General features: G+C 71.7%; 10 protein-coding genes. 1 reads left to right on the top strand and 9 read right to left on the bottom strand.

What is annotated here, in order from left to right; all coding sequences use genetic code 11:
- Positions 1 to 27: 27 nt before the first annotated feature.
- From OG524_RS24000 to OG524_RS23985, 4 genes are all read right to left on the bottom strand, one after another.
- On the bottom strand, positions 28 to 1872 hold the full coding sequence (locus OG524_RS24000) for a hypothetical protein (protein WP_405811659.1): 1845 nt from the start codon (positions 1870 to 1872) through the stop codon (positions 28 to 30).
- 430 nt (positions 1873 to 2302) lie between these two features.
- Entirely contained in the window at positions 2303 to 2764 is a 462-nt protein-coding gene (locus OG524_RS23995) for a DUF6113 family protein (RefSeq protein WP_405811658.1), read from the bottom strand.
- Positions 2761 to 3678, bottom strand: coding sequence for an N-acetyl-1-D-myo-inositol-2-amino-2-deoxy-alpha-D-glucopyranoside deacetylase (gene mshB / locus OG524_RS23990; protein WP_405811657.1), 918 nt, complete (start codon positions 3676 to 3678; stop codon positions 2761 to 2763). The genes OG524_RS23995 and mshB overlap by 4 nt, the downstream gene beginning before the upstream one ends.
- Positions 3679 to 3815: 137 nt before the next feature.
- Positions 3816 to 4010 (bottom strand): DUF2304 family protein, encoded by a 195-nt coding sequence (locus tag OG524_RS23985; protein WP_056793925.1) that lies wholly within the window; start codon positions 4008 to 4010, stop codon positions 3816 to 3818.
- Between the two features lie 166 nt (positions 4011 to 4176).
- On the opposite strand from OG524_RS23985, the gene OG524_RS23980 reads away from it, so the two are divergent.
- Entirely contained in the window at positions 4177 to 6303 is a 2127-nt protein-coding gene (locus tag OG524_RS23980; RefSeq protein ID WP_405388797.1) for an alpha/beta fold hydrolase, read from the top strand.
- A 56-nt stretch (positions 6304 to 6359) separates the two neighbouring features.
- Here the strand turns inward: OG524_RS23980 and OG524_RS23975 are convergent, their stop codons facing one another.
- The 5 genes from OG524_RS23975 to OG524_RS23955 all read right to left on the bottom strand — a co-directional run bounded on the left by OG524_RS23975 (position 6360) and on the right by OG524_RS23955 (position 11783).
- On the bottom strand, positions 6360 to 7457 hold the full coding sequence (locus OG524_RS23975) for a hypothetical protein (protein WP_405388798.1): 1098 nt from the start codon (positions 7455 to 7457) through the stop codon (positions 6360 to 6362).
- A gap of 201 nt (positions 7458 to 7658) precedes the next feature.
- Entirely contained in the window at positions 7659 to 8894 is a 1236-nt protein-coding gene (locus OG524_RS23970) for an ABC transporter ATP-binding protein (RefSeq protein ID WP_405388799.1), read from the bottom strand.
- A complete protein-coding gene (locus OG524_RS23965) occupies positions 8884 to 9861 on the bottom strand; it encodes an ABC transporter ATP-binding protein (protein WP_405388800.1) in 978 nt (325 codons plus the stop codon). Before OG524_RS23965 ends, OG524_RS23970 begins: the two co-directional genes overlap by 11 nt.
- Positions 9862 to 9874: 13 nt before the next feature.
- Positions 9875 to 10867: an ABC transporter permease gene (locus OG524_RS23960; RefSeq protein ID WP_405388801.1), complete on the bottom strand. Its 993-nt coding sequence runs from the start codon at positions 10865 to 10867 to the stop codon at positions 9875 to 9877.
- Complete coding sequence (locus OG524_RS23955) at positions 10860 to 11783, bottom strand: ABC transporter permease (protein WP_405388802.1); 924 nt, start codon at positions 11781 to 11783, stop codon at positions 10860 to 10862. Before OG524_RS23955 ends, OG524_RS23960 begins: the two co-directional genes overlap by 8 nt.
- Positions 11784 to 11796: the final 13 nt, after the last annotated feature.

Genomic DNA, 11796 nt, shown 5'->3' with positions numbered 1-11796 from the left:
GCGGTCGTACGGTCGCGGCGCGGCCGGTCAGCCCTCGCCGCCGAGGTCGATCGCGACGGTGCGTTCGGCGGGGGTCTTGCCGAGCAGCGCGGTCTGCATCGCGTGGGCGACGTCGTCGGCACTGACCTCGTGCTGCGTTCCGTCGCCCTTGGTGACCATGATGCCGTCGAAGACGCCGTCCAGCAGCGTCTCGATCGCCTTCTTGTCGTAGACCTCGACCAGCCTGCCGTCGACCGGCTTCATCGAGAGGATCTGCGGCAGGGACTTCGCCGGACCGAAGTCGATCCGCTTGGGTCCGGCCGTGATGGTGACCAGCCCGGACATCGCCGGCTTCGCGAACTCCTTCATCGCCCGGTCCAGTTCGGCCTGGTCGATGGTGGGCTCGGTCTCGGCGACGGGCAGTTCGACCACGGAGGACTTGCCCGTCTGCACCTGCGCGCGGTAGGCGTCCCGTACGGAGATGATCGACCGGTTGACGTCCAGCGCCTCACCGGTCTTGCCCGGTACGGCTACGGCCTTGTCGGGCTCGAACCTGATCGTGCCGTCGTCGGCGGATCCGGAGATGCCCGCCAGGTCGGTCAGCGCGACGCCGAGCTTCTCCTCGTCGACCGGGATCACCGGGTCGGCCGGGCGTGCCCCGCCGAACAGGGAACCGATCACGGAGACCGGGTTGTAGTCGCTGCCCGCGGCGCCTCGGACGGTCTCCTGGCTGTCCAGGGTGAGACCGGCCTTGTCCGGGGCGAGCTTCTGCTCCTTGCCGTCCACGGACAGCTGGAGGGGTGCCTGGGCACGCTTCCCGAGGGCGGCCTCCAGCTTGACGACCGCCTCCTCCTTCGTGCCGCCGCCGATGTCGACGCCGAGGACCGTGGTGCCCTTGGGGACCTCGGAGTGGTTCATCAGGAGTCCGGCGCCGTAGGCGATGCCCAGCAGCACGAACGCACCGACGCCCAGGAGAACCAGCTTGGAGCGGCCCTTCTTGGCGGGCGGCGCGGGCTTCGGAACCGGCCGGGGCGCGGGGGCGGGAGCCGGAGCACCCGGGCCCGCGGGTCCGCTGCCCGTCGGGCCGTCGTGCAGGCCCGCGCCCAGGCCGCCGGGGGCACCGGGACCGCCGGGGAACGGCGAGCGCGACTCCGGCGGGATGACGGGGATGCCGCTGGTGAGCGTGTCACCGGAGACATGGCCGCCGGGACCCGGTGCCGGGGCGGCGGGCTGAGGCGTCAGGATCGCCGTGTCGTCGGACATCCGCGGCGGTACGCCACCGGGGCCCTCGGGACCGCCGGGCCGGGGGCCGGACGACGGCCCACCGGGACCGGAAGCACCACCGGGGCCGCCGGAACCGGGCGGGCCGCTCCGGCCGGCGAGGACGTCGAGGTTCGGCGTCAGGGGCGAACTCCCGGTGACCGGACCCGTGGTGGGCCCGGAGGGGCCGGGTGTACGGACGCCGAGACTCGGGGTGCTCCGCGGACCGCCGGGACCGTCGGCCCCGGACCCGAACTCGTCGAGGGCGCTCCGGTCGGCGGGCTGCTGCGGCCCGTCCGAGAAGTACGGCAGGTCGGCGCGGGGCGGTGTCGGCACGGAGCCCGAACCGCCGCCCGGACCACTGCCCATGGCGGGCGGACCCGCGGGGGTGGGCTCGGCCGCACCCGCGGGCGGAGCCTTGCGCGGCGCGAACCAGTCGCTGCCGCTCTTCTCCCTGGCCGGCTTGTCGGAGGCCCCGGCCCCCGGGCCGCCGTCCCGCGCGTCCGGGCGGGAACCGCCACGCTCACCGGCACCGGGCGCTCCGCCGGAGGACGGCACGGGTGCGCCGGGCCTCGGGGTGCTGCCGGTGCGCTCGGCGTCCGGACGGGCGTCCGCCGCGTCGGTGTCGCTCATCGGCGTACGCATGACGACAGGCGGGATCGGACGCGAGCCCGGGATGTTGATCCGGATGCGCGTCGTCAGCGTCGTCTCGGTTCTGGGCTCCTCGGGCTGAGGCGGATCCGCAGGCTCCGGAGTTACCTCCGGCCCGTCCGGGGACGGGTGCAGCGACGGATACTGGCGTGATCCGTACGGCGGCGTACCCGACGGGTACGCGGCTCCGCCGCGCCCCTGGGGCCCGGAGGACGAACTGTCAGTTTCACGACTCAAAGCAGGTTCTCCCGATTGGCTCCGCCGCCCGTACTTCCCCCATGCCGCAGGCCAGGGGACGGCTCGGCGCGCGCACCACCATACTGGCCGCAGCCGCGCGACTCTGCGCAGCCGCGGAGGACAAGGATGCACCCACCCCTCCCCCGGCGGGCAATCCGGGAGGGGACATAGCACATCACGCGCCAGGTCGACCGGTGTCGGTGGCCGAATTGGACAGCCGCGACATGGTGGCACACATCACAGCGACGGCCATCCCTCCGAGCATGAAGAGGGTCAGCCCGATCTCGTCGCCGAAGACGTAGTCGCCCTCGGGCCGCCCGCTCAGCAGGACGATGACGGCGATGAACCAGCCCACCGCCGGTGCCAGCGCGCCGAGCTGGGTCCCGGTGAGCAGCCGGCCCCCGAGGAACAGCCCGCCCGACGCGGCGAGCGCGAGCAGCAACCCGCCCGGGAACAGGGCGTCTTGGACCAGCGTGCCCGCGATCGCGACGGCGGCTCCCAGCACGGCGAGGCCGAGGTACGCGGCGATGCGCCGGGGGTTCGGTGGTGCGGCGAGGCCGGTGGGTGCCGGGCTTCTGGGCGGGGCGTTGGTGCGCGGCGCCCGCGAAGAGGCGCGCTGTCTCTGCCTGCTGCTCATGTCCGCGCTCCCGGTGCGCCCGCCGTGTCCGGCCCGCCCGCGAAGAGGTCGTGCTCCCGGGGTCCATCGTCCCCGCCCGCGGATCCCCGCACCAGTTCGTAGTACTCGGTGGTGAGGACGGGCTGCCCCAGGTCGTTCGAAAGAGCGAAGAACGGGCCGTCCACGGCGATCTGGGTGGCGTGCGCCCGCATCGCGGCGGTCTTCGCCGCCGCGTACGCCGCGCCGTCGATCTCCGCGGTGATCCTGGCGTCGTCCACCACACCGGGTACGTCGTCGATGGCGGCGATGCCCGGGAAGGCGTCCGGGGCCGTGTCCCGGAGCCGGGCGAAGGCCTGCTCGACGACGGAGCGGGGCACCCGGTTCCAGTAGATCTTCGCAATCGCGTACGGGGTGGCGGAGCCGTCGCCGTACGCGGGATCGGCGGCCAGCTCGGCCGCGCGCATCGCGACGCGGTGCGCCTGGATGTGGTCCGGGTGGCCGTAACCGCCGTCGGGGTCGTACGTGACCAGGACCTGGGGGCGCACCGACCGGATCACCTCCACGAGATGCCCTGCGGCCTCGTCCGGGTCGGCGTCCCAGAAGGCGCCGGGCCGGTGGTTCTGCTCGGTGCCCATCATCCCGGAGTCGCGGTACCGGCCTGGGCCGCCCAGGAAGCGGTGATCGGTCACCCCGAGCTCCCGCATCGCGGCGGCGAGTTCACCGACGCGATGGGTGCCCAGGGTGTCGTCCCGGTCCGCGGCGAGGTGTGCCAGGTCCGGTGGGATGACCTCGCCCTCTTCGCCGAGTGTGCACGTCACCAGGGTGACGTGGGCGCCCTCGGCCGCGTACCTGGCCATGGTGGCGCCGTTGTTGATCGACTCGTCGTCGGGGTGCGCGTGCACCAGCAGCAGACGGCGGGCGGGAAGGTCCTTCATGGGACCAGCCTACGAGCCGTGCACCGTGCGGGCCGACTGCCCCACGGAAGGGGCGGCGTCCGGGCGCCGCAGGGGCGTTCTGACGCGCCCCGCACCCGTCCGGGCATCCGAGCCCGTCCGGGCGCCCGGTGCGCCGGTCAGAACTTGATGCCCCCGATCATGCCTGCCACGTTCGACGTCACCTCCGAGATGGTCGGGGCGATCGACGAGCTCGCCATGTAGAAGCCGAGCAGCATGCAGACCACCGCGTGTCCGCCCTTGAGTCCGGATTTCCGGATCAGTAGGAAGACGACGATCGCCAGCAGCACCACCGCCGAAATCGAGAGTGCCACGGCGGTTCACCTCCATCAGTACGGTCGGGACGGGCAGCACACATGGAGCCAGCAGGTTCATACCCACCGAGCGCTACGGATCATAACTATCCGTGCCAACGCATTGGTCGGGGCACAGCAGCACGAGGGGCGCACGGACGGGCGCCCGCGGGCTAGGTTCAGTGCCATGACCTCGCAGAAGCTGTCTTTTCCCCGCCAGCACGCCCGGACCCAGCGGTTCACTCTCGGCGCACCCCGCGCCTTCACCGTCTCACCGGATGGGACGCGGGTGGTCTTCCTCCGGTCCGGCTCCGGCACCGACCGGACGAACCGGCTCCGGGTGCTGGACACCGGCACGGGCGAGGAGCGGGTGGTGGCCGATCCCGAGGCCCTGCTGGGCGGTTCGGCGGAGAGGCTGTCGCCTCAGGAGCGGGCCCGGCGCGAGCGGGTCCGGGACGGTTCGGCCGGCATCGTGGGCTACGCCGTCGACGACGCCGTGGAGTTGGCCGCGTTCGCGCTCTCCGGCAAGGCGTACGTGGCCGAGTTGGCGGTCGGCACCGCGCGGGCCCTGCCGGTGCCGGGCCCGGTGATCGACCCGCGCCCCTCCCCCGACGGGCGGCACGTCGCCTATGTCACGCGGGGCGCCCTGCGGGTGGTGGGCGCGGAGGGCGACGGGGACCGCCCGGTCGCCGAGCCGGAGGACCCGCACACCTCGTACGGAATCGCCGAGTTCGTGGCGGCGGAGGAGATGAGCCGCTACCGCGGTTTCTGGTGGTCGCCGGAGTCGGACCGCCTGCTGGTCGCCCGCGTCGACGACAGCGCCGTACAGCGGTGGTGGATCGCCGATCCCGCGAACCCGGGCAGCAAGCCGGCCGAGGTGGGCTATCCGGCCGCGGGAACGGCCAACGCCGAGGTGCGGCTCTTCGTGACGGACCTGGACGGCGGGCGTACGGAGGTCGTCTGGGACCGGGCCCGCTTCCCGTATCTGGCCCGGGTGCACTGGTCCTCGCACGGCGCCCCGCTGCTCCTCGTGCAGGCCCGCGACCAGCGCAGTCAGCTGCATCTCGCCGTCGACACGGAGAGCGGCGCGACCCGCACGGTACATGTCGACGAGGACGAGATCTGGCTCGATCTTTTCGCCGGAGTGCCCGCGTGGGCGCCGGACGGGCGGCTGGTGCGGATCGCCGACGAGGGCGGCGCACGCGTGCTCTCGGTCGGTGACCGGCCGCTGACCGGGGCCCAGTTGCACGTCCAGTCGGTCCTGGACATCGGCGAGTCGGACATCCTGGTGTCGGCCACGGCAGGCGAGAAGGCGGCGGACCCGGAGACCGGCCAGAGCCATGTCTACCGGGTCAACGAGCTGGGCGTGGAGCGGGTTTCCGAGGGCCCCGGGGTGCACTCCGCGGTACGCGCGGGCGGCGTGACGGTGCTGGTCTCGGCCTCCTTGGAGCATCCCGGAGCGGCCGTGCGGGTCCTGCGGGACGGCAAGCGGATCGCCACCGTGGCGAACCTCGCCCAGGAGCCGGTGCTGACGGCGCGGGTGCAACTGACCGAGGGGGGCGCACGGCGAATTCCGTGCGCCGTGCTGCTCCCCACGGGCTATATGGAATCAGATGGTCCGCTTCCGGTCCTGATGGATCCGTACGGCGGCCCGCACGGCCGCCGGGTCGTCGCAGCCCACAATCCGCATCTGACCTCGCAGTGGTTCGCCGACCAGGGGTTCGCCGTGGTCGTCGCCGACGGCCGGGGCGCGCCCGGTCGTTCGCCCGGCTGGGAGAAGGCGATCAGGGACGACTTCGCCCTGACCCTCGACGACCAGGTGGACGCCCTGCACGCGCTGGCCGAGCGCTTCCCGCTGGATCTGTCGAAGGTGGCGATGCGCGGCTGGTCGTACGGCGGCTACCTCTCGGCACTCGCGGTGCTGCGGCGCCCCGACGTCTTCCACGCGGCCGTCGTGGGCGCCCCGGTGACCGACTGGCGGCTGTACGACACCCACTACACGGAGCGCTACCTCGGCGACCCGGCGGCGCAGCCCGAGGTGTACGCGTACAACGCCCTGGTGACGGACGAGGGGTTGTCGAGGCCCGCCGACCAGGTGCGGCCGATGCTGATCGTCCACGGCCTCGCCGACGACAACGTGGTCGTCGCCCACGCGCTGCGGCTGTCGTCCGCGCTGCTGTCCGCGGGGCGGCCGCACGAGGTGCTGCCGCTGAGCGGGGTGACGCACATGACCCCGCAGGAGCAGGTCGCGGAGAATCTGCTGCTGCTCCAGGTGGACTTCCTCAGGCGGTCGCTGGGGCTGCCGCGGGCGTAGGACCTCCCGTTCGGATCACGCCGGGCTCGCGTGCCCCGGTACGCGCACCCGCGCCGTCACCACCCCGGCGGCGGGGACGAGGGCGGCGGGGGCCCGAACTGCCCCGGCGGGCCCGGCTGCGGATAGCCGTAGCCGGGCTGGTTGGCGGGCGGGTGGCCGTACGGGGGCGTATCGGCCGGAGGGTAGCCGTATCCGCCGGCCGGCGGGTAGCCGTAGCCGTGGTCGCCGTACCCCTGCCCCTGTCCGTCGGCGTCCTCCACACCCTGGCGGGACAGTGCGAGGAGCACGGCCGCCCCCGCGAAGGCCAGGAAGAAGGAGGTGAGCACGACGAGCTGCGGCTCGGTCTCCAGGACTCCGAAGCCGTCGAGCATGCCGTGGTGGACGGCACGGGCGATCCCGAGTCCTCCGGCGACCAGCACGAATCCGGCGGCGATCATGCCGATGGGCCGGGCGTGGACGGCGCGGAAGAGCGCGGTGAACGCCACCACCAGGCACAGCAACGCGAGCGCCGCGCTGCTCCAGCCCGGCGGCGCGTCGGTCAGCCCCGACCGGACGATTCCCCCGCCGGTGAACCACTCGGGGTAGAAGGCGGAGGGGAGCGTGACGAACTGGCGGATCTCCCAGGCGATCAGGACGGCTCCCGAGGCACCGAGCAGCAGGAAGGCGACGACCGAGGCCCCCCGCCCGGGCCTGGTGGGCCGCCGCTCCCCGGCGTCCACGGGCTGTCTGCGGCCCGCACCACCGGTGACGATCAGCGCGAGTGCGGCGGCCAGGGTCACGAAGGCGCCGATCAGCGCGCGGGTGCGCAGCTCGTCGGTGTACTGGCCGTCCCGCCAGGAGGCGCCGATCGTCCAGAGGCTGGGCAGCCGGAGGGCGAGCGTGACCACCCCGACGGCCACCAGCGCGGACGCGGCCACCCGGGAACGCGGCGCGGCGAAGACGGCGAGGACGTAGACGACGAGCAGCACGGGGTCGCCCTGCGAGGTCGCGGGCAGCGCCCCCGGCCGTGCGTCGCCGAAGCCGGCCCAGAAGCGCAGCAGCTCCAGCGGCTCACCGACCGCCCGGAAGTCGCGCACGATCCAGCCCGCGACGATGGCTCCGAGCACGGCGCACAGCACCGTTCCGGTGATTCCGGCCCCCCGTGTGAGTATCACGCCAGCGATACTCCACCGCCCCGTGCCGATGGACAAGAGGCCCAGGGGCCGAAGGGGAACGGGAAACCGGCCGGGGCGACGTGATGAACGCCCCGGCCGGTTCACGGCACCCGCACGGCCGTACGCTCATCATGATGGGGCGTTCGTATATCGGAGCGGCGACAGCCAAGTTGCCTGCACGTTAACGAACATGATGCCCCTTTATCCTTCTTTCTCCCCCGATTCGCGCTTACGCAGGGACGGCGGGACGTCCGGGGGCCGCAGCGTGTCCGGGGGCCGCGGCGCGTCCTGCGGCTCGGGTGTCTCCAGCACCCCCTCGGGCGGCACCACCCGCTTCTCCTCGGCGAAGTGGCAGGCCGAGTCGTGCCTGGCCGGTGTGTCCGTGTCCCGGAAGACGGCGGGTACGGCCAGCAGCGGCACCTCCAGCTCGCACCGCTCCTGCGCCTTCCAGCAGCGCGTGCGGAAGCGGCAGCCGGACGGGATGTTCGCCGGGGACGGGACGTCGCCGTGCAGGATGATCCGCTCGCGGTAGTCGCGGGCCGTCGGGTCCGGCACGGGGACGGCGGACAACAGCGCCTGCGTGTACGGGTGCGTGGGGTGGTCGTAGATCTCCTCGTCCGTGCCGATCTCGACGATCCGGCCGAGGTACATGACGCCGACCCGGTCGGAGATGTGCCGGACGATCGACAGGTCGTGGGCGATGAAGAGGAAGCTCAGGTTGAACTCCGACTGCAGCCGGTCCAGCAGGTTGACCACCTGGGCCTGCACCGACACGTCGAGCGCGGAGACCGGTTCGTCGGCCACGATGATCTCGGGGTTGAGCGCGAGGCCGCGGGCGATGCCGATGCGCTGGCGCTGGCCGCCGGAGAACTGGTGCGGGTACCGGTTGATGTACTCCGGGTTCAGGCCCACGACGTCGAGCAGGTCCTGCACCTTCTGGCGCCGGCTCCCCTTGGGCGCCACCTCGGGGTGGATCTCGTACGGCTCCCCGATGATGTCGCCGACCGTCATGCGCGGGTTCAGCGAGGTGTACGGGTCCTGGAACACCATCTGGATGTTGCGGCGCACGGCCTTCAGCGCACGGCCCGACATCTTGGTGACGTCCTCGCCCTTGTACCGGATGGAGCCCCCGGTGGGCGGCTCCAGGTGCACCAGCATCTTGGCGACGGTCGACTTGCCGCAGCCGGACTCGCCCACGATCCCGAGCGTCTCGCCGGCCGCCAGGTCGAAGTCGACCCCGTCGACGGCCTTGACGGCGCCGATCTGCTTCTTGAAGAGGATGCCCCGGGTCAGCGGGTAGTGCTTGACCAGCCCGCGCACCTCCAGGATCGGGTCGCCCTCGGCGTACGGCCGCGCGGGGACGCTCTCGCGCACCTCGGAGACCAGGGTGGAGCCCCCGGGTGTGACGTCCTGACGGCTCGGGTCCTCAGTGGGCATCGAGCGTCTCCTTCCAGAAGTGGCAGGCACTCCGGCGGTTCTCGTCCACGGTGTACAGCGGCGGTACGTCCGTACGGCACACGGCCTGGGCCATCGGGCAGCGGGGGTGGAAGGCGCAGCCGGGCGGGATGTGCAGCAGGTTGGGCGGCAGGCCCTTGATCGCGTAGAGGTCCTGGCCCTTCTGGTCCAGGCGCGGGATCGAGCGGAGGAGGCCCTTGGTGTACGGGTGGGCGGGCGCCCGGTAGATGTCGTGGACGGGAGAGGTCTCGACGATCCGGCCCGCGTACATCACGGCGATCTTGTCGGCGACGTCGGCGACCACGCCGAGGTCGTGCGTGATCAGGATCAGACCCATGTTGAGCTCGCTCTGCAGCTCCGCGAGCAGTTCCATCACCTGGGCCTGGACCGTCACGTCGAGGGCGGTGGTCGGCTCGTCGGCGATGATCAGCGAGGGCTCCAGCGCCATGGCCATGGCGATCATGATGCGCTGGCGCATACCGCCGGAGAACTGGTGCGGGAAGTTCCCGACCCGCTCCTTGGCGGCCGGGATGCGCACGCGGTCCATCAGTTCGACGGACCGGGCCTTGGCGTCCTTGCGGGACATCCCGCGGTGCACGACGAACATCTCGCTCAGCTGCTGCCCCACGCTCAGCACCGGGTTCAGCGAGGAGAGCGCGTCCTGGAAGATCATGGCCATCTCCTGGCCGCGGATCTTGCGCCGCTCCTCGGCCTTGAGCTTCAGCAGGTCGCGGTCCTTGAAGAGGATCTCGCCCCCGCTGATCCTTCCGGGCGGCATGTCGAGGATGCCCATGATCGCCTGGGCTGTGACCGACTTGCCCGAGCCGGACTCGCCGAGGACGGCGAGGGTCTCGCCCTCGGCCACCGAGTAGTTGACCCCGTTGACGGCCTTGGCCACCCCGTCGCGGGTGTGGAACTCCACGTGCAGATCACGCACTTCGAGCAACATGGCAGCGGGCTCCTCAGCGCAGCTTGGGGTCGAGGGCGTCGCGCACCGCGTCGCCGAGCATGATGAAGGCGAGCACCGTGATCGCGAGCGCCCCTGCGGGCCAGAGCAGCATGTGCGGTGCGTTGCGGACGTACTGGGAGGCGGCGGAGATGTCGATGCCCCAGGAGACTGCCGGCGGCTTCAGGCCGACCCCGAGGTACGAGAGGGTCGCCTCCAGCGAGATGTACGTACCGAGGGCGATCGTCGCGACGACGATGACGGGGGCGATGGCGTTCGGCGCGATGTGGCGCAGCATCATCCGGGTGTTGGAGGCGCCCAGTGCCCGGGCCGCCTGCACGTAGTCGTTCTGTTTGGCGGTGATGACGGAGCCGCGTGCGATGCGGGCGATCTGGGGCCAGCCGAGGAGCACGATGAAGCCGATCACCGGCCAGACCGTGGAGCTGGTGACCACGGACAGGAAGACCAGACCGCCGAGGACGACCGGGATGCCGAAGAAGACGTCCGTGATGCGGGAGAGGACCGCGTCCCACTTGCCCCCGTAGAAGCCGGCCAGGCCGCCCAGGATCCCGCCGAGCAGGGAGACACCGAGCGTGGAGCAGACGCCGACGGTGACCGAGGTCCGCGCCCCGTAGACGGTGCGGGTGTAGACGTCGCAGCCCTGTCCGTCGAAGCCGAAGGGATGGCCGGGCTGGGAGCCCTCCTGGGCCTTGGCCAGGTCGCAGTCGAGCGGGTCCTGGTCCGTGATCAGCGACGGCCAGATCGAGATGATCACCAGGAAGAGGATGATCAGCCCGGAGATGATGAAGACCGGGTTGCGGCGCAGGTCGCGCCAGGCGTCGGACCACAGGCTGCGCGGCTTGCCGGCCGGGCCGGTGCCCTCGGGGCCGCCGGGTGTCTTCTCCAGGGTGGTGCCCTCGTCCACGGCGAGGTCCATGGCGCCGCCCGCCCCGGCCCCCGAGATCGCCCCGCTCCCCGTCGCTTCGTCCCACGGCTGCTGCTCAGGCATAGCGGATCCTCGGGTCGAGTACGGCGTACAGGAGGTCGACGATCAGGTTCGCCGCCAGGAAGACGAGGACCAGGACGGTGACGAACCCGACGACGGTCTGGGAGTTCTGCCGGAGGATGCCCTGGTAGAGCTGGTAGCCGACTCCGTGGATGTTGAAGATCCGCTCGGTGACGATCGCCCCGCCCATCAGGGCGCCCACGTCCGTACCGATGAAGGTGATGACGGGGATGAGGGAGTTGCGCAGCAGGTGCCGTACGACCACCCGGCGCCGGGGAAGCCCCTTGGCCACGGCGGTGCGTACGTAGTCGGCGCGGGCGTTCTCGGCGATCGAGGTCCGGGTGAGCCGGGTGACGTAGGCCAGCGACACGGAGGCCAGCACGAGCCCGGGGACGATGAGCTCGTCGACCGGTGCCTCTGGGGACACGGACGGTTTGATGATGCCCCACTCCACCCCGAGGAGGAGCTGGAGCAGGAGACCGGTGACGAACGTCGGTACGGCGATGACGATCAGGGTCAGGATCAGCACCCCGGTGTCCACGGGCCGCCCCCGGTGGAGTCCGGTGACGACGCCGAGGCTGATGCCGATGACGATCTCGAACACGATCGCGATGACGGTGAGCCTGATGGTGATCGGGAAGGCGGTGGCCATCAGCTCGGTGACCTCCTGCCCGTTGAACGCGGTGCCGAAGTCGCCGGTGAAGATGTTGCCCATGTAGGTCAGGTACTGCTGCCAGACGGGCTTGTCGAGGCCGAATTCGGCGCGCAGCTGGGCGGCGGTCGCGGGGTCGCACTGGCGGTCGCCGCAGAGGCCCGCGATGGGGTCACCCATCACGTTCACCATGAGGAAGATCAGCAGCGTGGTGCCGAAGAAGACGGGGATCATCTGCAGCAGCCGCCGGATCACATAACGTCCCATGAAGGGCTCCGGG

The organism is Streptomyces sp. NBC_01520 (genome assembly GCF_045040375.1).
Classification (GTDB): Bacteria; Actinomycetota; Actinomycetes; order Streptomycetales; family Streptomycetaceae; genus Streptomyces.
This window is presented reverse-complemented; position numbering and strand designations above follow the sequence as displayed.

Coding starts and splice junctions, on each gene's coding strand:
- OG524_RS24000 (WP_405811659.1), bottom strand. CDS start 1,872: ATGAGCGACACCGACGCGGCGGACGCCCGTCCGGACGCCGAGCGCACC.
- OG524_RS23995 (WP_405811658.1), bottom strand. CDS start 2,764: ATGAGCAGCAGGCAGAGACAGCGCGCCTCTTCGCGGGCGCCGCGCACC.
- mshB (WP_405811657.1), bottom strand. CDS start 3,678: ATGAAGGACCTTCCCGCCCGCCGTCTGCTGCTGGTGCACGCGCACCCC.
- OG524_RS23980 (WP_405388797.1), top strand. CDS start 4,177: ATGACCTCGCAGAAGCTGTCTTTTCCCCGCCAGCACGCCCGGACCCAG.
- OG524_RS23970 (WP_405388799.1), bottom strand. CDS start 8,894: ATGCCCACTGAGGACCCGAGCCGTCAGGACGTCACACCCGGGGGCTCC.
- OG524_RS23965 (WP_405388800.1), bottom strand. CDS start 9,861: ATGTTGCTCGAAGTGCGTGATCTGCACGTGGAGTTCCACACCCGCGAC.
- OG524_RS23960 (WP_405388801.1), bottom strand. CDS start 10,867: ATGCCTGAGCAGCAGCCGTGGGACGAAGCGACGGGGAGCGGGGCGATC.
- OG524_RS23955 (WP_405388802.1), bottom strand. CDS start 11,783: ATGGGACGTTATGTGATCCGGCGGCTGCTGCAGATGATCCCCGTCTTC.